The 21509-nt window shown below is 64.0% G+C and carries 26 protein-coding genes and 1 pseudogene; 13 read left to right on the top strand and 14 right to left on the bottom strand.

Translation table 11 applies throughout. The annotated features are described in order from the left end of the window. Nucleotides 1-214 precede the first annotated feature (214 nt). Nucleotides 215-586 (top strand): hypothetical protein, encoded by a 372-nt coding sequence (locus tag ACWGTI_RS28070; protein ID WP_454590075.1) that lies wholly within the window; start codon nt 215-217, stop codon nt 584-586. A gap of 234 nt (nt 587-820) precedes the next feature. Here the strand turns inward: ACWGTI_RS28070 and ACWGTI_RS28075 are convergent, their stop codons facing one another. Beyond that, nucleotides 821-1141, bottom strand: a complete 321-nt coding sequence (locus tag ACWGTI_RS28075) for a hypothetical protein (RefSeq protein ID WP_454590076.1) — start codon at nt 1139-1141, stop codon at nt 821-823. A gap of 166 nt (nt 1142-1307) precedes the next feature. On the opposite strand from ACWGTI_RS28075, the gene mbfA reads away from it, so the two are divergent. Next, nucleotides 1308-2291 (top strand): iron exporter MbfA, encoded by a 984-nt coding sequence (gene mbfA, locus ACWGTI_RS28080; RefSeq protein ID WP_454590077.1) that lies wholly within the window; start codon nt 1308-1310, stop codon nt 2289-2291. Between the two features lie 42 nt (nt 2292-2333). Here mbfA and ACWGTI_RS28085 read toward each other — a convergent pair whose 3' ends face one another. The 3 genes from ACWGTI_RS28085 to ACWGTI_RS28095 form a co-directional block, all read right to left on the bottom strand. Then, complete coding sequence (locus ACWGTI_RS28085) at nt 2334-2678, bottom strand: antibiotic biosynthesis monooxygenase family protein (protein WP_454590078.1); 345 nt, start codon at nt 2676-2678, stop codon at nt 2334-2336. After that, on the bottom strand, nt 2675-3037 hold the full coding sequence (locus ACWGTI_RS28090; RefSeq protein WP_454590079.1) for an NIPSNAP family protein: 363 nt from the start codon (nt 3035-3037) through the stop codon (nt 2675-2677). Before ACWGTI_RS28090 ends, ACWGTI_RS28085 begins: the two co-directional genes overlap by 4 nt. Before the next feature lie 87 nt (nt 3038-3124). Continuing rightward, a complete protein-coding gene (locus tag ACWGTI_RS28095) occupies nt 3125-3328 on the bottom strand; it encodes a DUF1127 domain-containing protein (RefSeq protein WP_454590080.1) in 204 nt (67 codons plus the stop codon). A 69-nt stretch (nt 3329-3397) separates the two neighbouring features. On the opposite strand from ACWGTI_RS28095, the gene ACWGTI_RS28100 reads away from it, so the two are divergent. Beyond that, the gene (locus ACWGTI_RS28100) at nt 3398-4072 is read left to right on the top strand and encodes an ArsR/SmtB family transcription factor (RefSeq protein ID WP_454590081.1); all 675 of its coding nucleotides are present in this window, start codon (nt 3398-3400) and stop codon (nt 4070-4072) included. A 219-nt stretch (nt 4073-4291) separates the two neighbouring features. On the opposite strand, the gene ligD is transcribed toward ACWGTI_RS28100, so the two are convergent. Further along, complete coding sequence (gene ligD / locus ACWGTI_RS28105; RefSeq protein ID WP_454590151.1) at nt 4292-6802, bottom strand: DNA ligase D; 2511 nt, start codon at nt 6800-6802, stop codon at nt 4292-4294. A gap of 5 nt (nt 6803-6807) precedes the next feature. Then, nucleotides 6808-7672 (bottom strand): annotated as a pseudogene (ku, locus tag ACWGTI_RS28110) (non-homologous end joining protein Ku). A 354-nt stretch (nt 7673-8026) separates the two neighbouring features. Between ku and ACWGTI_RS28115 the strand changes: the two are divergent. From ACWGTI_RS28115 to ACWGTI_RS28130, 4 genes are all read left to right on the top strand, one after another. Continuing rightward, entirely contained in the window at nt 8027-8167 is a 141-nt protein-coding gene (locus ACWGTI_RS28115; RefSeq protein WP_023672040.1) for a hypothetical protein, read from the top strand. A 179-nt stretch (nt 8168-8346) separates the two neighbouring features. Next, complete coding sequence (locus ACWGTI_RS28120; RefSeq protein ID WP_454590082.1) at nt 8347-8772, top strand: thiol-disulfide oxidoreductase DCC family protein; 426 nt, start codon at nt 8347-8349, stop codon at nt 8770-8772. Between the two features lie 240 nt (nt 8773-9012). After that, on the top strand, nt 9013-9381 hold the full coding sequence (locus ACWGTI_RS28125; RefSeq protein WP_454590083.1) for a YciI family protein: 369 nt from the start codon (nt 9013-9015) through the stop codon (nt 9379-9381). A gap of 7 nt (nt 9382-9388) precedes the next feature. Further along, nucleotides 9389-10633, top strand: coding sequence for an RNA polymerase sigma factor (locus ACWGTI_RS28130; RefSeq protein ID WP_454590084.1), 1245 nt, complete (start codon nt 9389-9391; stop codon nt 10631-10633). A 16-nt stretch (nt 10634-10649) separates the two neighbouring features. On the opposite strand, the gene ACWGTI_RS28135 is transcribed toward ACWGTI_RS28130, so the two are convergent. From ACWGTI_RS28135 to ACWGTI_RS28145, 3 genes are all read right to left on the bottom strand, one after another. Continuing rightward, a complete protein-coding gene (locus tag ACWGTI_RS28135) occupies nt 10650-11276 on the bottom strand; it encodes a glutathione S-transferase family protein (RefSeq protein WP_454590085.1) in 627 nt (208 codons plus the stop codon). Between the two features lie 135 nt (nt 11277-11411). Next, nucleotides 11412-12392 carry a cysteine synthase A gene (gene cysK / locus ACWGTI_RS28140; protein WP_352674863.1) on the bottom strand — a complete coding sequence of 327 codons (981 nt, stop codon included), beginning with the start codon at nt 12390-12392 and terminating at the stop codon, nt 11412-11414. A 174-nt stretch (nt 12393-12566) separates the two neighbouring features. Then, nucleotides 12567-13184, bottom strand: coding sequence for a LysE family translocator (locus tag ACWGTI_RS28145; RefSeq protein WP_454590086.1), 618 nt, complete (start codon nt 13182-13184; stop codon nt 12567-12569). Between the two features lie 220 nt (nt 13185-13404). Between ACWGTI_RS28145 and ACWGTI_RS28150 the strand changes: the two genes are divergently transcribed. Next, nucleotides 13405-14349, top strand: coding sequence for a hypothetical protein (locus ACWGTI_RS28150; RefSeq protein WP_454590087.1), 945 nt, complete (start codon nt 13405-13407; stop codon nt 14347-14349). Here the strand turns inward: ACWGTI_RS28150 and ACWGTI_RS28155 are convergent. The 3 genes from ACWGTI_RS28155 to hrcA form a co-directional block, all read right to left on the bottom strand. Next, nucleotides 14328-15671 (bottom strand): PQQ-dependent sugar dehydrogenase, encoded by a 1344-nt coding sequence (locus tag ACWGTI_RS28155; RefSeq protein ID WP_454590088.1) that lies wholly within the window; start codon nt 15669-15671, stop codon nt 14328-14330. The two genes, ACWGTI_RS28150 and ACWGTI_RS28155, sit on opposite strands and share 22 nt — an antisense overlap. Nucleotides 15672-15777: 106 nt before the next feature. Continuing rightward, nucleotides 15778-15978, bottom strand: a complete 201-nt coding sequence (locus tag ACWGTI_RS28160) for a hypothetical protein (protein ID WP_181059937.1) — start codon at nt 15976-15978, stop codon at nt 15778-15780. Nucleotides 15979-16014: 36 nt separating this feature from the next. Next, on the bottom strand, nt 16015-17100 hold the full coding sequence (hrcA, locus tag ACWGTI_RS28165) for a heat-inducible transcriptional repressor HrcA (protein WP_454590089.1): 1086 nt from the start codon (nt 17098-17100) through the stop codon (nt 16015-16017). 213 nt (nt 17101-17313) lie between these two features. On the opposite strand from hrcA, the gene rph reads away from it, so the two are divergent. The 5 genes from rph (at nt 17314) to ACWGTI_RS28190 (ending at nt 20763) form a co-directional block, all read left to right on the top strand. Next, complete coding sequence (gene rph / locus ACWGTI_RS28170; protein ID WP_454590090.1) at nt 17314-18030, top strand: ribonuclease PH; 717 nt, start codon at nt 17314-17316, stop codon at nt 18028-18030. 188 nt (nt 18031-18218) lie between these two features. After that, nucleotides 18219-18629: a VOC family protein gene (locus ACWGTI_RS28175; protein WP_454590091.1), complete on the top strand. Its 411-nt coding sequence runs from the start codon at nt 18219-18221 to the stop codon at nt 18627-18629. Continuing rightward, complete coding sequence (rdgB, locus tag ACWGTI_RS28180) at nt 18629-19276, top strand: RdgB/HAM1 family non-canonical purine NTP pyrophosphatase (RefSeq protein WP_454590092.1); 648 nt, start codon at nt 18629-18631, stop codon at nt 19274-19276. Before ACWGTI_RS28175 ends, rdgB begins: the two co-directional genes overlap by 1 nt. A 1-nt stretch (nt 19277) precedes the next feature. Next, nucleotides 19278-20435 carry a radical SAM family heme chaperone HemW gene (gene hemW, locus ACWGTI_RS28185; protein ID WP_454590093.1) on the top strand — a complete coding sequence of 386 codons (1158 nt, stop codon included), beginning with the start codon at nt 19278-19280 and terminating at the stop codon, nt 20433-20435. 4 nt (nt 20436-20439) lie between these two features. After that, the gene (locus tag ACWGTI_RS28190) at nt 20440-20763 is read left to right on the top strand and encodes a low molecular weight protein tyrosine phosphatase family protein (RefSeq protein ID WP_454590094.1); all 324 of its coding nucleotides are present in this window, start codon (nt 20440-20442) and stop codon (nt 20761-20763) included. Between the two features lie 288 nt (nt 20764-21051). Here ACWGTI_RS28190 and ACWGTI_RS28195 read toward each other — a convergent pair whose 3' ends face one another. Both ACWGTI_RS28195 and ACWGTI_RS28200 read right to left on the bottom strand, forming a co-directional pair. Next, nucleotides 21052-21240 (bottom strand): hypothetical protein, encoded by a 189-nt coding sequence (locus ACWGTI_RS28195; protein ID WP_192258691.1) that lies wholly within the window; start codon nt 21238-21240, stop codon nt 21052-21054. A 7-nt stretch (nt 21241-21247) separates the two neighbouring features. Continuing rightward, nucleotides 21248-21451 (bottom strand): hypothetical protein, encoded by a 204-nt coding sequence (locus tag ACWGTI_RS28200; RefSeq protein WP_454590095.1) that lies wholly within the window; start codon nt 21449-21451, stop codon nt 21248-21250. Nucleotides 21452-21509: the final 58 nt, after the last annotated feature.

A 21509-nucleotide genomic window follows, 5' to 3' on the forward strand; every position in this document is an offset into this window, starting at 1 on the left:
CGCTCGGCTTTGTCGTCATCGCAAAATCCCCGTTTCAAAAACAGGGAATCATATCCACCCAATTTTGCAACAGTCCCTCAAGGGGGGAGATCGGCAGTTCCGCCCCTCCGCCAATCCCCCCAAATTCAGTCAGGCGTTACCCTTCAATGTCACCCCGCATCATGCCATGCTCGCCTCTCGGCCGAGGGGGCCGATTCTCAATCCGGGGAACGTCATGTCTTTCACGATCACGCGCCGCATCGTCGTTGCATTCTCGCTTGCCGGGCTGTTTGCGCCATCGGCCTATGCCGCCGACATCACCTTTGCCGTCAAGAACAGCCATCCCAACGCCATGCGCCTCGAACTTTACAGCCAGGACCGAGACTATGTCTGGCCCGGCAACGACAAGGACTTTTATCTCGACGATGGCGAGACCAAGCAGATCCCGATCTCGTGCAATGAAGGCGAGTCGATCTGCTATGGCGCCTGGGTCGACGGGGACGAGGAAACCTATTGGGGCGTCGGCCCCAACAACCAGGAAAAATGCGAGGATTGCTGCTACACCTGCAATGGCGGCGAGACCGAAGAGATTGAACTGGTGCCGTGAGCTTCCTTCTCCCAGATCACGGGGAGAAGGTCCCGGCACGAGGATGAGGGGCGGCGGCGCCATTTCCAGCTAGGGTTCCTCGCCCCCACGACAGTGGGGGAGAGGTGGATCGGCGAAGCCGAGACGGAGAGGGGGCTGCGCCCTACGAAAAGGCCCCCTCTCCGTCCGCTTCGCGGCCACCTCTCCCCCGCTTTGCGGGGGCGAGGAACCCAAGTTCTGTTGCATCTCGGCCTCTCACCCAAGCAACGCCCTTTGCCGCTTCGATCCGCCCGCCTTGCGCCAGGCGTTGAACCTGTGCGTTGCGGCGGCAAACGAGATCTTCATCTGCTGGGCGACCGAATAGCGCGACTTGCCTTCGTCGAACAGGCGGTAGCAGCACTCGACGCCCTCCTCGGTCAGCTTGCCGTCGGGCGCCTTGTTGTGCGGATTGGCGGGGTCGAATTTCTCGACCTGCTGTTCGACCAGGCCTTTCAGCCGCTGCATGTCGGCCTCGATGCTGGCGATGAGATCGAGGACGGGTTTCGGGTCGAAGTGGTCGTGCGGCTTTGCCGTCATCTCATGAATACCTCTCGCTTTGCGTGTTGCCACCTATATAGGCGAACATTAGCTGATAATGAAGAGCGCGTACGGGCGCCCGCGCTTCAACATTTCTTGACCGGCGATTGACCGGCGAGGCGTCAGCGCCTAGTTTAGAATAATTCTAAACTAGGGTGAATTTATCATGCTTTCCCGTGTCTTCGGTTTCGGCCGCCGTCCCTTCGAATCGCTGTCGGAACAGGAGATCCTGGCGCTGGCGATTTCGTCGGAGGAAGATGACGGGCGCATCTACCGCGCCTATGCCGAGGGACTGGCCGAAAGCTTTCCGCAATCGGCAAAAGTGTTCGAGGCGATGGCGCTCGAGGAAGACGGCCATCGCGATTCCCTCATCGAGCTTTACCGCAAGCGTTTCGGCGAGCGCATTCCGCTGCTGCGACGCGAGCATGTAAAAGGCTATTACGAGCGCAAACCCGATTGGCTGGTGCGGCCGCTGGGCGTCGACCATGTTCGGCGGCAGGCCGAAGCCATGGAGCAGCAGGCCTATCGCTTCTATGTCGAGGCGGCCAAGCGCACCAGCGACGCTTCGACCCGAAAGCTGCTCGGCGAGCTGGCCGCTGCCGAACAGCGCCATGAGAATTCAGCGCATCGGCTGGAGCAGAAACTTGTGCCGGGCGCGGTGAAAGACGAGGAAGCCAGCGCCGAGCAGCGTCAGTTCATCCTGACCTATGTGCAGCCGGGGCTGGCCGGGCTGATGGACGGCTCGGTGTCGACGCTGGCGCCGATCTTTGCCGCCGCGTTCGCAACGCATGACACCTGGCAGACGCTGCTGGTCGGCCTAGCCGCCTCGATCGGCGCCGGCATCTCGATGGGCTTCACCGAAGTCGCCTCCGACGACGGCAAATTGTCGGGCCGCGGCTCGCCGATCAAACGGGGGCTCACCGTCGGCATCATGACCACGCTGGGCGGTCTCGGCCACGCGCTGCCCTATCTCATCCCGCATTTCTGGACGGCGACGGCGGTGGCGGCCGTGGTGGTGTTCTTCGAGCTGTGGACGATCGCCTTTGTCCAGAATCGCTACATGCAGACACCTTTCCTGCGCGCGGCGTTTCAGGTGGTGCTGGGTGGTGCGCTGGTGTTTGCGGCCGGGGTGCTGATCGGGAATGCGTGAGCGCCAACCTCGCCTTCCCCCACAAGGGGGGAAGGTAAGGCGCTACCCATTCACCGCCCGGCTATCCGCCGGCGCCTCATCCCGCTCCGTCAGCCCATAATCCCGCACCACATGCGCGATGCGCAACCGATAGCCGGCAAAGATTCCGCCGCGGCCGGCCTGCTGCGCCTGCCGGTGCTCTTCCGTGTTGCGCCATGCCTTGACCGCTTCCTCGTCGCGCCAGAAGGACAGCGACAGGACGCGGTTCGGGTCGACCAGGCTCTGGAAGCGCTCGATCGAGATGAAGCCGTCAATGCCGTCGAGCAGCGGCCGCAGGTCTGCGGCGATGCCCAGATAGGCATCGCGTTTTCCCTCAGCTGGCTCGACCTCGAAGATGACAGCGATCATGCTTCCTCCTTGACCGCGACATTGGTCTGGAACAGACGGTGCGGCCCATGCGGTCCGGACACCAGCTTCAGGAAGATGCGGTCTTCTTTCAAGATGAACTTTTCCCGGCGCGCAAATTCGTAATTGGCCTTGCCCGCCGGATCGGCGGCGAGCCGGGCGCGGTAGGCCTCGTAGGCGGCGAGGCTGTCGATGTTGTAGGCAGCGTAGGCGGTGGTGGCCGAGCCCTCGTGCGGTGCGTAGTAGCCGATCAGATCGGCGCCGCAGCGCGGGATCGCCTGGCCCCAGGCCTTGGCATATTGCTCGAAGGCCGCCTTGCCGAACGGGTCGATCTCATAGCGGATGAAGCAGGTGATGGTCATGTGGATCTCCTTGGGTTGTCTGCGTCAATAGTTCGAGCGGCGTCGAAACGTTGTGCCGCGGGGTCTGCTAGGCAAAAGCGCTGGCGCTCAGGCCTGCCAGAAGGATTTTGCGCATTCGCGGCGCACATCCTCGCGGGTCAGGCCGAGGTCGCGCAGCAGATGGTCGTCGACCTCCGCGAGGTCGAGCCGCTGCAGATGGCGGTCATACCAGCGGGCGAGCAGCCGCCGGTGCAGCCAGGTCACGAACGGAAACGGCCGGCGGCCGGCGGATGGGGCGGAAGCGGTTGGCATCGGCGTTCTCCTTGATCTCGCCCGACAATAGTGATTATCTGACAAGAATGCTTCGATGGAGACCTAACTATGCGTGAAGGACCGGACATTGCCCGCATCGCCAGCCTGGTCGGCGATCCGGCGCGGGCAAATATGCTGAATGCGCTGATGGGCGGCACGGCCTTGACGGCGAGCGAACTGGCGCTGGAGGCCGGCGTGTCGCTGCCGACCGCGTCCTCGCATCTGTCGAAGCTGATGGAGGGCGGGCTGCTGACCTTGGCCAGCCAGGGAAGGCATCGGTATTACGGCCTCGCCGGCCCGCAGGTGGCCGGTATGATCGAGGCGATCACCGGCGTGGCGGAAGCCGTTGGCCCCAAGCGCGTGCGGCCAGGTCCGCGTGACGGCGCGATGCGCGTGGCCCGTGTCTGCTACGACCACCTCGCCGGCGAACAGGCCGTTGCGATGCTCGACCGGCTGGTCTCGCGCGACATTCTTTTGCGCGACGACAAGGAGATCAGGCTCGGGCCGTCGGCAGCGTCGCATTTTTCGGCCATCGGCATCGATGTCGACGCCAAGCCGCGCCGGCCGGTGTGCCGCGCCTGCCTCGACTGGAGCGTGCGTCGCTCGCACTTGGCCGGGACTTTGGGTGCGGCGATTCTGGACAAGATACTCGCTGAGAAATGGGCGAGGCGGGAGAAGGACAGCCGGGCGGTGGTGTTCTCACCACCGGGGAAACAGGCGTTTGAGCGGGTGTTTTTGGGGTGAGGTAGACGGCGCTGTCCCTACAGGACGTCGGCGGGACAGCACCCCCCTCTGGCCTGCCGGCCATCTCCCCCGCAAGGAGGGAGATCAAGCGCGCCTTGGATTTCGCCAATCTCCAACCTCTCAAGAAGAGCGACGCTTTGAAGCTGCCAGTCTCTCCCCTTGCGGGGGAGATGTCCGGCAGGGCAGAGGGGGGTGTGACGGATCGCTACGTCGGCCCTTTCACCCCCGCTTCAATACCTTCGCCTGCTTGAAGAACTCCTTCCACGGATCGGCCTTCTCCAATTGCTTCAGCGTCGTCTTGTCGCCGATCGGAAATGCATTCGGCGCCAGCCCCGCTTCCACCTCAGCCCAGGTCACCGGGATCGACACCGTCGCCCCCTTCTTGGCGCGCGAGGAGTAGGGCGCGACGGTGGTCGAGCCGCGGCCGTTGCGCAGATAGTCGACGAAGATTTTTCCGGTGCGCGCCTTCTTCGACAGCGTCGCCGTGTAGCGATCGGGCGCGGCCTGCTCCAGCGCCTTGGCGAAATCATGCGAGAAGGTTTTGACCGCCTCCCAATCCGCCGCGGGCTTCAGCGGCACCAGCACGTGATAGCCCTTGCCGCCCGATGGTTTGACGAAATTCGGCAGCGACAGATCGTCGAGCTTGCCCCTGATGTCGAGCGCCGCCTCGCGCACCGCCTTGACGTCGACGCCCTCGTCGGGATCGAGATCGAAGATGATCTGGTCGGGCTTTTCCAGTTCATCGATCATGCAGCCCCAGATGTGGACCTCGACCACGCCATATTGGACCAGGGCGGCGAGGCCGTCGAAATCGCGGATGAACAGGATTTCCTCGCCGTCGGTCGGATCCTTCATCCGGGCGATCTTGTCGCTCATGCCGGCCGAGGCGTGTTTCTGGAAAAAGCGCGGGCCGCCAATGCCGTCCGGCGCCCTGACCAGGCTGAGCGGCCGGTTGACGATGAACTGCTCCATTCGCGGCCAGACCAGCGCGTAGTGCTCGAGCAAGGCCTGCTTCGATATCTTCTCGTCGGGCCACAGCAGCTTTTCAGGATGGGAAAGTTTTACGGTGGTGGTCATTGCCCCAGCTTTGGTCCCGATAGCCTTGCCGGCGCTGCTTGCCGCGAGCTTTGCCTTGCTGTCGGCCTTCGATGGCATTTCCTGCACGACTTCCTCCGCCGGCTTGTCCTCGCGCAATCCCTGGAACGACGCGTGGCGTATTATACGGTCGGAGGTCCAGCTGCGGAACTCCACTTCGCCGACCAGTTCAGGCTTGACCCAGACCAGGCCCTTGCCCTTCGGCACAGCGGCGGCGAAGGGCGAGGATTTTGCCTGCAGCGCATCGAGTTTTTTCTTCAGATCGGTGGCGCCCTTGACCGAGAAGCCGGTGCCGACGCGGCCGGCATAATGCAGCTTGCCGCCCTCGTGGTAGCCGACCAGCAGGGAACGCAATCCGCGTCCGGTCTTCTCCGACGGCAGGTAGCCGCCGATGACGAATTCCTGGCGCTCCGTGCATTTCGACTTCACCCAGGAGGGACCACGGCCGCTGCGATAGGGTGCGTCGGCGCGCTTGGAGACGATGCCTTCCAGCCCCATGCGGCAGGCATGCTGCAGCATGATCTTGCCCGGCTCGGCGAAGTGATCGCTGAAGCGGACGGCGGCATTTTCAGCCGGCTCGCCAAGCAGTTCCTGCAGCGCCTGCTTGCGCTCGACCAGCGGCTCTCGGCGTAGATCCTTGCCGTCGATCCGCATCAGGTCGAACACATAGTAGGTGAAGCGATTGGTGCGATTGGCGGAGAGATCCTGCTGCAGCAGCGAGAAGGAAGACACGCCGCTGTCGGCCAGCACGACGATCTCGCCATCGATGATGGCGTCGCTGCATTTCAGCTGCGCCAGTTCGGCGACGATTTCAGGGCCGAATTTCTCCGTCCAGTCGAGGCCGGTGCGGGTCAACAGCCGTACCTCGGTGCCGGCGATCTGCGCCTGCATGCGGTAGCCGTCGAATTTGACTTCGTGCAGCCAGTCCTTGCCGGGCGGCGCGTCGCGCTCCAGCGTCGCCAGCTGCGGCTCGATGAAATCGAGGCGTTTTCCGCGCGCTGCTTTCTCTTTGCCGGCGGCCGGCTTGTTGGAATGCCAGACTTTCGGCTTCTTGCCGTCGGAGGTCTTGCCTTCCGCGACCTGCTCGATAGTCAGGCCCGACTTCACCGATTTCGGCGCGTCCTTCAGAATATCCTCGCCGGGGCGGGCGGCGGCATCGTCGGATTTGATCAGCAGCCAGTTGTCACGCTTTTCGCCGGCGCGGGGTTTCAACCTGACCAGATGCCACAGACCGTTCAGCTTCTTGCCTTTGAGTTCGAACGAGATGTGGCCCTTCTTCATTGCCTTGGCGGGGTCGATCTCGGGCGTCCATGTGCCTTCGTCCCAGACGATGACCGTGCCGCCGCCATACTCGCCCTTGGGGATGGTGCCCTCGAAGCCGGCATAGTCGATCGGGTGATCTTCGACATGCACGGCCAGCCGCTTTTCGTGCGGATCGAGGCTTGGGCCGCGCGTCACCGCCCAGCTCCACAAGACGCCGTCATGCTCGAGGCGGAAATCGTAGTGTAGCCTGGTGGCGTCGTGCTTCTGGATGACGAAGATGCCGCCGGATGTCTTGCCACGCGTGACCTTGCCGGCAGGCTCCGCCGTCTTCTTGAAATCGCGCTTGGATTGATATTGTTCGAGGCCGGCCATGACGGTCACGCCGATTTGCGCTTCGTCGGAGCAGCTTTCGGCTTGGTGCTTTTGGCCGCCGGCTTGGCTTTCTTAGCCGGGGCCTTCGCCGCACCGCCATCAGACAGGCTCTTCTTCAGCGCGTCGAACAGGTTGACGACATTGGACGGCTTGGGCGCGGCCTGTGGCTTCGGCGCCTTCTTGCCGGCCTTCTTGGCGCGGATCAGTTCAAGCAGCGCGTCCTCATATTTGTCCTCGAATTTCGACGGATCGAACTTGGCTTTCTTCTTGTCGATGATGAGCTCGGCCAGGTCGGTCATCTCCTGGTCGGTCTTCACGGCCTTGATGTCGCCGAAGACGGTGTCGGGCTGCCGCACCGTGTTGTCGTAGCGCAAAGTGGTCAGCACCATGCCTTTGCCGAGCGGTTCGATGACGACGGGCCGTTCTCTGGCGTAGAGCACGATGCGCCAGCCCGGCCATCTTCTTGCCGGCCATGGCGTCGCGGATGACGGCAAAGGCCTCCTCCGACACCTTGTCGGCCGGCGCGACGTAATAGGGCGTGTCGAGATAGATTTGCTGGATCGAGGCTTTGTCGACAAAGCCGTCCAGCGCCATGGTGTGCGAGGACTCGATCTGCACCGCGGCAATCTCGTCTTCCTCGATATGGACGAAGTCGCCGTCGTCGAGTTCGTAGCCCTTGATCTCGTCGCCTTCGTCGAGCGGCTTGCCGGTTTCGGCATCGACATAGAGGCGCTTGACAGTGTTGCCGGTCTTGCGGTTCAGCACCCGGAACGAGACTTTTTCGGTGTGGGTGACGACGTTGGTCAGTTCGACGGCGCAGGTGACCAGCGACAGTTTCAAATAGCCCTTCCAGGCTGGGCGGGGTGCCATGGCGAAACTCCTGCGCGACGCGGTTTAAGCGAGAACGGGTAAGGCCCGTTCCGGTTCCGGACGCTGCCAAAGGCGCTTGTCGGCCGCGCGCACGGAAATTTCGCTGCGGCTTTCGCAATTGAAACAGAAGCGCGCCCAAGCGACATCCAGACGAAACATATGTGATGCAAAAGTCACATTGGCCGGAAAGGGCTCAAAAGGCTCTGAAAGACCCCGAAACAGCCGCATTCCGGCCACGAAGCGACGGGTTTTCGACCGAAGATTAACATCGTGTTCACCGACTATTCACGCCTCGACGCTATGATCCCCGCAATCGGACGGGACATCCGAAAATCGGGACAGGGACTTAAGAAAATGAAATTCTGGGGCCACATCGCCGGCTACGCCGCCGCCATCCGCGAATTCATCGCGCCGACCTATCGGCCGGAGCGCTATTACATGCGCGGCCCAGGCCCGGCCTGCGCCCGTCGCGGCAGTTCGCTCGGCGCGCACTGATCATGACGTTCGAAATGCGTCACGACAGCCGGATCTGCAGGCCGGCCGCCGACCACCGCGCAACCACCTACCGCGCCGAGCGCCCCGCGCTGGCCGCGAGAGGCCGTGCGACAACGCCGCGACTTTGATCCCGCTGCCGGCAGGCTTAGTGTCGTCTGACATGAGCCGCCGGATGTCCCGTGACTTCTTCTCCTGAACCCTTGGATGCCAGCCAGCCTTTGATCGTTTTCGACGGCGTCTGCGTCCTGTGCTCTAGCTTTGTGCGCACCGTGGTCAGGCTCGACCGCAAAAACCGTTTCCGCTTCGCCACCGCGCAGTCGCCCTTCGGCGAGGCGCTGTTCCACAAATACGGACTGCGCACCGACAGCTACGAGACCAATCTGGTCCTCATCGGCGGCGCTCCTTTCGTGCGGCTGGACAGTTTCATTGCCGTGATGGCCGAACTCGGCTGGCCGTGGCGCGCGGCGAAAGCCCTGCTGCTGTTACCGCGCCCTTTGCGCGACTGGCTCTACGAACGCATCGCCAAAAACCGCTACGCCATCTTCGGCCGCAAGGACAGTTGCGGGATCCCGCCCGCCGCGATGCGCGCGCGCATGATCGGTTGATGCATGCCGCCCAAAAGTGACCTCGCTTTGGGGAAACGACATGCCCCCCTGCCAACGCCAGAGGATAGTGCTGCGCAAAACGGCTGCCAGTCTGCTGCTGGTCATTGCCCCGGCAGACGGCCCTTGCGAAACCTCGTGGCGAAGACGAAAGTTTTTTCAGGAGCCTGTCGAAATCGGGCATGGCCGTACGACATACGTTCGGCCGCAACGGAGCGGCCCTCGAGAAAACGGGAGAAGACGATGCGATACATGCTTTTGATTTACGCGAACGAAGCCGCGATGGCGGCCGCGCCGAGCGACAAGACCTACGAGATCAGCGCCGCCTATGGCGCCTACACCGAAGCATTGAAGAAATCCGGAGCGTGGCTCGCCGGTGACCGGCTGAAGCCGACCCAGACTGCCACCGCGGTGCGGACGGCCAACGGCAAGACCAATGTGCTCGACGGCCCCTATGCCGACACCAAGGAGCAGCTTGCCGGGTTCTACATGATCGAGGCTGACGACGCCGATGCGGCAATCGCATGGGCGGCACGCTGTCCCGGCGCCAGCGCCGGCACGATCGAGGTGCGGCCGATCTGGGAAATGACCGAGTACATATCCGAGAAGTGACCCTGTGATGGACAGTCGCCCGGAGATCGTGCGGGCGGCGGCCGAGGCGGCCGCCCGGCAAAGCTATGGCAAACTGATCGCCTGGCTCGCGGCGCGCACGCGCGACGTGGCGGGGGCGGAGGATGCGTTGGCCGATGCCTTCGCGGCGGCGCTGGAGCGCTGGCCGCAGACCGGCGTGCCCGAGAAGCCTGAGGCATGGCTGCTGGCCGTCGCGCGCCGCCGTGGTGTCGATGCGGTGCGCCGTCGGCTGACCAGCGAGGCGAGCCGCGACCATCTCAAGCTGATGGCCGAGGAGATGGAGGCGAGCGTGAAAGACGAAGACCTTCCCGACGAGCGTCTCAGGCTGATGTTTGCCTGCGCGCATCCGGCGATCGAAGCCAGCGTGCGGGCGCCGCTGATCCTGCAGACGGTTCTGGGTTTCGACGCGGCGACCATCGCCTCGGCCTTCCTGGTTTCGCCGGCAACGATGGGCCAGCGCCTGGTGCGCGCCAAGAGCCGCATCCGCGAGATCGGCATTCCGTTTCGCGTACCGGAGCGGGCCGAACTCGGCGAGCGGCTGGATACGGTGCTGGAGGCGATCTATGCCGCTTTCGCCGAAGGCTGGACCGACCCCGCCGGCACGGAGACCCGGACACGCAACCTGGCGACGGAAGGCATCTGGCTCGGACGGCTGGTGGCGTCGCTGATGCCGGACGAGCCGGAAGCGCTCGGCCTGCTGGCGCTGATGCTGTTTGCGGAGGCGCGGCGCGCGGCGCGGCGCAATGACGACGGCGACTATGTGCCGCTGGCCGATCAGGATTGCCTTCTTTGGGATCACGCCCTGATCGATGAAGCCGAAGCGCTGCTCGGCCATGCCGCGACCAAGGGAATCATCGGCCGCTACCAGCTCGAGGCCGCCGTGCAGTCGGTGCACGCGACGCGGCGGCGGACGGGGCGGACCGACTGGGCGGCGATCCGCAATTTCTACGATGCGCTGTCGGTGATATCAGGCTCGCCGGTGGTGGCGATCAACCGCGCCGTGGCGATCGCCGAGGCCGATGGGGCGACCGCCGGGCTGGCTGCGCTCTACGTGCTTGGCGACGACAAGCGGCTCGCCGACTATCAGCCCTACTGGGCGGCCCGCGCCGGACTGCTGGCCAGGCTCGGCAATGCGGCACCGGCGGTCGAAGCCTACGACCGGGCGATCGGCCTCGAACGCGACCCGGCCGTGCGCCGCTTCCTGCAGGCGAAACGGGCGATCCTGCGAAATTGAGCTTCGCCGCGCCGGCTCAGGCCGGCCACATCTCATGCGCCGTGTTGAGCCGCGTCATCAGCGGATGCGCCCGCAACACCGACCACAGGCGTTCGATGTTCGGCCAGCCCGTGCGGGCTTTGTCGATATCGGGGTGCCAGGCCACCAGCATGACGAGATAGATGTCGGCCAGCGACATCCCGCCGCCGACCAGCCAGTCTCGTCCCTCCAGGGCGGTATCGACAATGGCGAAGCCGCGGTCCATCTCGGCAATGGCCGCCTGCTTGACGGCTTTCTTGCCATCGGCATCGGTGGTGTAGCGATGGGCATAATATAGGCGCAGGATGGCCGGATAGAGCGCCGACGACATGAACGCCATCCAGCGCAGGAAGTCGGCGCGGTCCGGCGAACCTATAGCCGGTGCCAGACCCGCTTCCGGGTGACGCTCGGCAAGCAGGATGCAGATCGCCGCGGATTCGGTTATCGACTGACCGTTGGGCAAGGTCAGCACCGGAACCTGGTTCATCGGGCTGATGTCGAGAAACGCTGGATCGGGCCGGTCAGTCTTGGGGACGTCGATCTGCTCGAATGGCGCGTTTGCCAGCGCCAGAGCCGCCTCGACAACGAAGCCGCCGCTGCCCGGGCGCGTATAAAGTCTGTACATCAAAATCCTCCCCTGGCCTGCACGAAGCAGGCCGGGCGATTTGACCCGGAAGCCGTCCTCCGCTCAAGCCGGCGGCTGAAGCCACCAGCGGTTTTTCGGCTGTCCAGCGGGGACGGTCGTTCGCAGACGCGAGGCCTAAGCCCCCAACCCGTCGAACAGGATGGTCGAGAGATAGCGCTCGGCGAAGGACGGGATGATCACCACCAGGTTCTTGCCCTTGTTCTCCGGCCGCGAGCCGACGACGATGGCCGCCTGCAGCGCGGCGCCCGACGAGATGCCGACGGGGACGCCTTCGAGGCGGGCGACGAGGCGGGCATTGGCGACCGAATCCTCATTGGAGACCTTGACGATCTCGTCATAGATCGAGGTGTCGAGGATTTTTGGCGCGAAGCCGGCGCCGATGCCCTGGATCTTGTGCGGGCCGGGCTGGCCGCCCGACAGCACGGGCGAGGCCTCCGGCTCGACGGCGACGACATGCACCGAAGGCTTGCGCTGCTTCAGCACCTGGCCGACGCCGGTGATGGTGCCGCCGGTGCCGATCCCGGCGACGAAGATGTCGACGCCGCCATCGGTGTCGTTCCAGATCTCTTCGGCCGTGGTGCGGCGGTGGATCTCCGGATTGGCCGGGTTTTCGAACTGCTGCGGAATGACGGCGTCGGGCAGAGTGGCGGCCAGTTCGTCGGCCTTGGCGATGGCGCCCTTCATGCCCTTGGGACCTTCGGTCAGCACCAGTTCGGCGCCGAGCAGCGCCAGCATCTTGCGGCGCTCCACCGACATGGTTTCGGGCATGGTCAGGATCAGCTTGTAGCCCTTGGCGGCGGCGGCGAAGGCGAGCGCGATGCCGGTGTTGCCGGAGGTCGGCTCGATCAGCGTCGTCTTGCCGGGCTTGATGCGGCCCGACGCCTCCAGCGCCTCGATCATCGAAACGCCGATACGGTCCTTGACCGAGGCGATCGGGTTGAAGAATTCGAGTTTGGCCAGAAGGTTGGCGACGACGCCTTTCTCCCTGGCGAATTTGTCGAGCCGCACCAACGGCGTGTCGCCGATCGTCTCGGTGATCGAATTGTAGACGCGGCCGCGGCCGGGCACGCGCGGCGAAGAGACGGGCTTGTTCATTGGTTTCGCTCCCAGATCAGGCAATTGGCATCGGCGGACAGAATAGGGCTTTCGACCGCGCAAGATAGGCTGCCGGCCGAAAATATCGAGTGGGGCGCTTGCTGAAAACGCTTGCCCTCCGGAAACGCATTTTCCGGATGGCCTGATCGGCGGAATGGATTGGCTGAAATCGATCTACTGACGCGCCGCAATGGCTGCGGCAGCGCCCACCATGAAGCCGGCGGCGGTGCGGTTCAGCGCTTTCAGCGCGCGCGGCGATTTCAGGAACCAGCGCGCCTTGGCCGCCAGCGCCAGATAGGGCACCAGCACCACGAAGAGCACGATCACGGTGAGCATGACCAGGATGCCGTAGTCGGCAAGCGTGATGGTCTTCAGGTCGACGATGGTCGGCGTGATGGCGAGGTAGAAGATCATCGTCTTGGGATTGCCCAGCGTGACGGTGAGCCCGGCAAGGAAGCTCGACACCAGGCCGCCCTTGCCTTTCCTGGCTTCGACGGTCTCGGGCGTGATCCCCGCGGTCCAGAAACGCCAGCCGAGGAAGGCGAGATAGGCGACGCCCAGCCATTTGATGGCGAGGAAGACCATGCCGAAGGTCTGCGCGACGAAGGCAAGGCCGAGCACCACGGCGGTGAGGTAGGTGAGGTCGCCGAGCATCAGGCCGAAGGACATGGCCAGCGACGAGCGAAAGCCGGAGCCCAGCGCCCGCGCCACAAGCGCGGTGACGCCAGGGCCGGGAATGGCGGCGGCGATGCCAAGTGCGGCGCTATAGGCGAGAAAGCCGGTGAGGGTCATGACGGTTGCACCCCGTGAACGGACCCCTGATGCCATGAAAGCCGCCGGGGGCAAAACGGATTCGATTGCGCCAGCAGGGTCGGACGGGCGTCCGGGCACGGCCGACAACGAGAGATGGTTCACTTACGCGCCCGGGAAGAGCGGCTATCCCCCATCCGCCCCACCGCACGTTGCAATCCTTTAGCTGCGCTCTTGCGCGGCTACACCGGCAGGAGCCACCATGCTAGCGAAACGACTTCACATCGAGCTCATGCAATGGATGCCCAACAACTATTCCGAAGCGCGCGGTCACGTCCACGAGCTGGAATGGTACCTGTGGTTCGAGGGGCGGCAGGCTTTCAGCCTGTTCGACAAGGGCGCCAGCGATATCGTGCCTGCGCCCGGCTACTTCACCGACAGCCGGAACCCCGGCGCCCATCCCGTTCGTCCGATGATCTATCCGCTGGTCGTCAACAACCGCTTCAAGGTTCGGCTGGTGGCGTTGGGGCGCGACGCCCCGGACCCTGACGACCCCGCCAAGGGCGAGTTCACCATCGACCTCGACGCGAAATATCCGCCGGTTTCCGATTGGCGCATCATTGCTTCCGACCCGCGCAACACCGACCTCAACGTGGAAGCGTCGTTTCATCTGCAATGGCTGGACTATGTCGACACGTCAGAGATTGCCGACGACGGCCCGCCACGCATCATCGACAAGTCAAATTATCCCTATCCCTGGGGCGCCAATGTGATGGTGTTCGAGCACTGGCTCGGGCTTGGCCGCAAGGCGCCGCTCAAACTCATCGACCCGAACCGCGCATCGCGCCGCGAATACTGGATGATCAACGGCAATGCGGCCCGGCGCATGGTGCAGGACGTCTATCGCTTCAACGTCAACCAGTTGGGCGTCGCCAACGACACGATCAGCAGTGTTTACGTGCCGAAGCTCAAGGATGGCCACGCCACGGTGACGCTCTACGAACACGACTTCAGCGACAGCCGCTTCGCGCAAGGGGCGAAGAAGTCCTTCGGCTCGGTCGGCCTCTTCAATCTCAGGGATACCGGTTTCGATGACCGCGTCTCATCGGCGGAGGTGATCCATACCTATCCCAAGGCGATCCATCGGGACGTGCACTGGGGCAGCGCTTTGCCAAATCAATCGGCTCAGGACGGCCCGTCGACATGAGTGATGCGCCAGATGGTGCCGTTTGCGTCCTCGGTGAGGATGAGCGCGCCGTCCCTGGCTACCGCCACGCCGACCGGTCGGCCCCAGACCGCACCATCGGAGAGGACGAAGCCGGTGATGAAATCCTGGTACTCGCCGGTCGGCTTGCCGTCGCTGAATCTCAGCCGCACCACCTTGTAGCCGGTGCGCACACCGCGATTCCAGGAGCCGTGCAGGGCGACGAAGGCATCGCCCCGATACTCCGCCGGAAAGTTGCCGCCAGTATAGAAGGCGATGTTGAGCGGCGCCGAATGCGCCTGCATCAGAACGTCCGGCACGGTGACCGAACCGGCGAGGTCAGGCCGCGCGCCCTTGTGGCGCGGGTCTTCGTTGGCGCCGATATAGTACCAGGGCCAGCCATAGAAGGCTCCGTCCTTGACAGAGGTGGCGTATTCGAACGGCACATTGTCGCCCAGCCCGTCACGCTCGTTGACGACGCACCAGAGCGCGCCGGTCGCCGGCTGAACGGTCATGCCCGAACAGTTGCGCAGGCCGGTGGCGACGATGCGGCCATTCTTGCCGTCTGGATCGAAGGCCAGCACATCGGCGCGGCCGTCCTCCTGGCCCCAGGCAGCACCGAGCGGCATGGATTTCATCCATGCGTCGAGGCCGCCACGTGGTTCCTTCTGCATGCCCTCGGCGACATTCGATTTAGAACCGACCGAGAGATACAGCGTCTTGCTGTCGGGCGAGAAGGCGATGTCGCGAGTCCAGTGGCCGCCCGAGGGGATGCCGGAGACGATTGTCTCCGCTTCGCCTGAGGCTTTCAGCTCGCCGTCGCGATAGGCAAAGCGCACGACACTGTCATTGTTGGCGACATAGACCCATTGCGGCTTGTCACCCGGCGGGTAGAAGGCGATGCCGTAGGGCTGGTTGAGATCGCCGGCGAAAATGCTGTCCTCGGCCGGCTTCGCACTGCCCTTGGCCAGCCGATAGACGCGGATCTGGTTGGCATCGCTGTCGGCGACGAACAAATCACCATTCGGCGCCACCCGCACGACGCGCGGATTGGCGATGCCGGAGGCGATCAATTCGGCCGAAAAGCCGGGCGGCAGGACGGGCTTGGCGCCTTCCGGCTGATCGCCGAGGCCGGCGCCGTTGGAGGCGGATTCGGTGAGATAGGGCTTTTGCAGATCATCCGGCTTGATCAGGCGGCGCACGCCCGGTCTGTCGGCCTTCCAATCGCCGAACGCGTCTTTGCCGGTCAGCAACGGCTGGTCCTGGGCGAAGGCGCTGGTGGCCAGAAACAGGGCAACGCCCGCCAGGCCGGCAATCCGGATCATGCTGTCCTCCTCGAATTCACGCCGGTCGGCGCGTCATTGACCGAGGAGATATCGTGCGTGTGCCGCAAATGAGAAGCGTGCGCGCACAGATTCAAGGTAGAACCACTCAACTTTCCTCTTCGACGTCCAAGTCGTCATCGAGACGCTTTTCCAGCTTCACGAGATCGTCGGGCAGCGGCAGGCCCATGGCGCGCATTTCGCGCAGCTTCTCGCGCAGCTGCTCCTGGATTTCGTGCTCGTCCTCAGGCTGGTTGACCATTTCCTCGAGCAGCATACTGATCTGGGCCTTGAACGATTCAAGCGCCATTCTGCGCCCTCCTTTGCGGTGATCCCGGCTTTGGAACTATCTCAACATCCGGGTAATCAATTGGGCAGTGTAGTCGACCATCGGCACGATGCGGGCATAATTCAGCCTGGTCGGCCCGATAACGCCGAGCGCGCCGACGACGCGGGCGTCCTTGTCGCGGTAGGGCGCCACCACCAGCGACGAGCCCGATAGCGAAAACAGCTTGTTTTCCGAACCGATGAAGATGCGCACGCCCGGCCCCTCTTCGGCGAGGTCGAGCAGCTGGATCAGCCCGTCCTGCGTCTCCAGATCCTCGAACAGGTGCCTGAGCAATTCGATGTCAGCCTGGGCGGTGACGTTTTCGAGCAGATTCGCGCGGCCGCGCACGATGAGGCGCGCCGGCAGGCCGCTGTCGGCGCCGGCCCACACCGCCAGCCCTTTCTCGACCAGATCCTGCGACAGCGTGTCGAGGGCTGCCCTGGTCTCGTCCTTGATGCGGGCGATCTCGACGCGCGCCTCGGCCAGCGTGCGGCCCCTGATATGGGCGTTGAGGAAATTCGAGGCTTCGTGCAGCTGCGAGACAGTGATGCCGGCCGGCAGATCGACGACGCGGTTCTCGACGTCGCCGTTCTGCGACACCATCACGGCCAGCGCCTTGGTCGGCTCGAGCTGTATGAACTCGATGTGCTTCAGCGCCACCTCGTTTTTGGTGGCGAGCACCAGGCCGGCGCCGCGCGACATGCCCGACAGCATCTGGCTGGCCTCGGTCAGCATGTGCTCCAGCGTCGCGCCCGAGCCGGAGGCGCGCACCTGCGCCTCGATGACACGGCGTTCCTCGTCGGAGAGATCGCCGAGTTCCATGAAGGCATCGACGAAGAAGCGCAGGCCGGTCTGTGTCGGCAGGCGTCCGGCCGAGATGTGTGGGGCATAGATCAGGCCGAGATGTTCGAGGTCGCTCATCACGTTGCGGATGGTGGCCGGCGACAAAGACGACGGCAGGATGCGCGACAGGCTGCGCGATCCCACAGGTTCACCGTCCTTCAGATAGGACTCGACGATGCGCCGGAAGATGTCGCGCGAGCGCATGTCGAGCGACTGCAGCGCGGGCGCCAGCAGACTGGATTCGGTGACTGCCTTGGTCATTCGGGCCAAAAACCTCCGCCCCAAGGATATAGACTTCCATCACCCCCGCGCAACCCGGTGCCGCACTTGCGGTCGCCGGTGTCGCTCTTGCGATCGCCCGGTGCCGCACTTGCGGTCACGGCGCCGCGTTTGCGGCCATTTTCCTTTGCGCCATGGCCTGCATGCGTCTACAAGCCGCCGACGCAACCGCAAAAAGAACAGAAAGAGGCCTCGATGCGCCCCTCCAAACGCCAATCCGACGAAATGCGCGCCATCTCCTTCGAGCGCGGCGTGTCCAAACACGCTGAGGGGTCGTGCCTGGTGAAATTCGGCGACACGCACGTCCTGTGCACGGCGAGCCTGGAGGAAAAAGTACCGGGCTGGATGCGCAATTCCGGCAAGGGCTGGGTGACCGCCGAATACGGCATGTTGCCGCGCTCGACCGGCGAACGCATGCGCCGCGAGGCTTCGGCCGGCAAGCAAGGCGGCCGCACGCTGGAAATCCAGCGGCTGATCGGCCGCAGCTTGCGCGCCGTCGTCGATTTGCAGGCGCTGGGCGAACAGCAGATCACCCTCGATTGCGATGTCATCCAGGCCGATGGCGGCACCCGCACGGCCTCGATTACCGGCGGCTGGGTGGCGCTTTACGATTGCCTGCGCTGGATGGAAGCGCGGCAGATGGCCAGCGTTGCCAAGGTGCTGAAGGACCATGTCGCGGCGATTTCCTGCGGTATCCATGACGGCCAGCCGGTCATCGACCTCGACTATATCGAGGATTCGTCCGCCGGCACCGACGCCAATTTCGTCATGACCGGCAAGGGCGGCATCGTCGAGATCCAGGGCACCGCCGAGGGCGAGCCTTTCTCCGAGGGGCAGTTCGCGGAGCTGATGGGGCTCGCGAAGAAGGGCATTCAGCGACTGGTCAGCTTGCAGCAGATGGCTGTTGCCTGACATTGAATTGAGATGACGTTGGCGATCCTGCACACCCCCCTCTGCCCTACCGGGCATCTCCCCCGCAAGGGGGGAGATCGGATGTCGCCTTGGGTTTCGCCAACCATTGACGTTGAAGCGCTGTCAGCGGGACTGCCAATCTCCCCCCTTGCGGGGGAGATGGCCGGCAGGCCAGAGGGGGGTGCCTGATGCAGCCCTCCGCTATTCTTGAATCGGCCCTCTACGTCACCGACTTGCATGCCGCCGAAACCTTCTACCGCGATGTGATAGGCCTCGAACCCCTGCGCAAGGTCGAGAACCGTCACGTCTTCTTCCGTTGCGGCGCCGGCGTTCTCCTCCTCTTCAACGCCGAGGCCACCAAAGTGCCGCCGGCGCCGGATGCGCGGCTGAAGGTGCCGCCGCACGGTACGGTCGGTGAAGGCCATCTCTGCTTTGCCGCGAGCGCCGACGAGCTTGCGGGCTGGAGGGAACACCTCCAGGCGAAAAACATCGCCATCGAAAGCGAATTCGAATGGCCGCAAGGCGGGCGCTCGATCTACATACGCGACCCCTCGGGCAATTCGATCGAATTCGCCGAGCCACGGATCTGGGGCCTTTGATGCATTCTCTCGATGGAAAAAAGATTGTCGTCGCCAGCCACAATGCAGGCAAGCTGCGTGAATTCGCCGATTTGATGGGTCCGTTCGGCTTCGAGGCGAAGTCGGCCAAGGACTTCGCCCTGCCGGAGCCGGACGAGACCGGCACAACTTTCGAGGAAAACGCCTACATCAAAGCTTTTGCGGCGGCTAAAGCCACCGGCCTGCCGGCGCTGTCGGACGATTCGGGCCTGTGCGTCGATGCGCTCGACGGCGCGCCCGGTGTCTACACCGCCAACTGGGCCGAAACTCCGGAAGGCACGCGCGATTTCGGCATGGCCATGCAGCGCACGGAAGTTGCCTTGCAGGAGGTTGGCGCCGCCCAGCCGGCGCAACGCAAGGGCCGCTTCGTCGCCGTCATCTGCCTCGCCTTTCCCGATGGCGAGGCCGAATATTATCGCGGCGAGGCGGAAGGCACGCTGGTGTGGCCGCCGCGCGGCGAACTCGGCTTCGGCTACGACCCGGTGTTCCTGCCCGACGGTTTCGACAAGACGTTTGGCGAGATGAGCGCCGAGGAAAAGCACGGCTGGAAGCCCGGCCAGCCGACCGCGCTGTCGCACCGCGCCCGCGCCTTCCAGAAGTTCGCCCGCGCGCGACTTGGCTCGGTCTGAGATGCCGCTGGATCGCAGCCCGGGCTTCGGCGTCTATATCCATTGGCCGTTTTGCGCGGCCAAATGCCCGTATTGCGACTTCAACAGCCATGTCCGCCACCAGCCGGTCGACCAGGAACGCTTTGCCCGCGCCTTCGAAACGGAGCTTGCGACCATGCGGGCGCGCACCGGGCCACGTGACGTCACCAGCATCTTTCTCGGCGGCGGCACGCCGTCGCTGATGCAGCCGCGGACGGTGGCGGCGGTGCTGGACGCCGTGGCGAAGAACTGGACGGTCCCTGATGGCATCGAGGTGACGCTTGAAGCCAACCCGTCCTCGGTCGAGGCCGAGCGTTTTCGTGGCTATCGCGCCGCCGGCGTCAACCGTGTGTCGCTCGGCGTGCAGGCGCTGAACGACAAGGATTTGCGCTTCCTCGGCCGGATGCACAATGTCGACGAAGCGTTGCATGCCATTGGACTGGCGCGCGAGATTTTTCCGCGCCTTTCCTTCGATCTGATCTACGCGCGCCCCGGCCAGACGCTCGACGCATGGCAGGCGGAGCTCGAGCAGGCAATCGGCCACGCCGCCGACCATCTGTCGCTCTACCAGCTGACCATCGAGGAAGGCACGCCGTTCCATGCGCTGCATGCGGCGCACAAATTCACCATCCCCGACAACGACCGGGCGGCCGATCTCTATGCGTTGACGCAAGAGGTCACCGCGGCACATGGTTTGCCGGCATATGAAATTTCCAATCACGCCAGGCCGGGCGCCGAGAGCCGACACAATCTGACCTACTGGCGCTACGGCGAATATGTCGGCGTCGGCCCGGGCGCGCATGGCCGTTTCATCGAGAACGGCCACCGCACCGTGACCATCGCCGAGCGGATGCCGGAGACCTGGGCCAATCTGGTCGAGGCCAAGGGCCATGGCGTCACCGGTGGTGAGGTTTTGACGCGTTCCGAAGAGGCCGACGAGTTCCTGCTGATGGGGCTGCGGCTGGCCGAGGGCATCGACCTCACCCGTTACGAGGCGTTTTCCGGGCGCGGCCTGTCCACCTCGCGGCTGACCGTGCTGCAGGATGAAGGGCTGGTGGCGCCGATCGGCAATGCAAGGCTGCGCGCCACGCCGGCCGGCATGATCGTGCTCGACGCTGTGGTGGCGGATCTGGCAAGGTAATCCCTTGAAGAACGTGCTCTTTGTCTGTAGCCAGAACCGCCTCCGCAGCCCGACCGCCGAACAGGTGTTTTCCAGGCGCCCGGATATCGAAGTGGCCTCGGTCGGCACCAATCACGACGCCGACACGCCGCTGACGCATGAACTGGTTACCTGGGCCGACATCATCTTCGTCATGGAAAAGGCGCACCGCAGCAAATTGCAGAAGAAGTTCAAGGCGAGCCTGAAGAAGGCCCGGGTGATCTGCCTCGATATTCCCGACGATTACGAATTCATGGATCCGGAGCTGGTGCGATTGCTCGAAGTGAGGGTAACGCGATTCCTGGGTTAGTGGGTTTCTTCCAGGCGTCGTATCAACCACGCGGTCGTCATCCTAGGGCGGAGCAGGAGCGAAGCTCCGTCGCGCAGACCCTAGTATCCATTCCGTCACATCAGCCGAAGAGTGCGGCGGTGCAGAATTCTGGATCGCCGCAACACGTCAACGTCACGGAATGGATCCTCGGGTCTGCGCCGCGTCGCTACGCTCCTTGCTCCGCCCGTAGATGACGAAGGCGCGGATGGCGAAGCCAATCGCCCAGCGTTGCGGATTGCGCTTCTGATGGTGCGCGTTTCTGTGCGATCAAGCGTCGTGCTTGAAGCGGCGCTTGCCGCGGTCCTTTTCGGCATGAGCGTCGCCGGGTCGGGCCGGCTTGGCGTCGGCCTTGTCGCGGCGGACGCTGTGCTGGTCATTCATAGGATGCGGCGGCACGCCTTCTCTGGCGCTCTTGGTTTCAAGACGGGTGATGAAGATATCGAAGCGATTGGGCATCGTCCGGTCAGTGCTCCGTCGTGCTTTCGGTGTCGGTCTCGATTTCGTTGCGGGCCTCGGCGAGCACGCGGCGCAGGAGCCGCTTGCCGGCTTCCCTGCGGATAGCTTCGTCCCGGGCTTCGGCGGATTGGCTTTTGGCGCGAGGCGCGGCGAAGCGCTTGCGCCCGGCATAGTAGGGCTCGAAAACGTCCTGCAATTTCAGGCTGTCCATCCTGTCCTCCTCCTCAAGAGACTCAGGTATTCAATCCGCCGGCCACGGTTTCGTTCCC

It is taken from the genome of Mesorhizobium sp. ArgA1 (assembly GCF_053714375.1).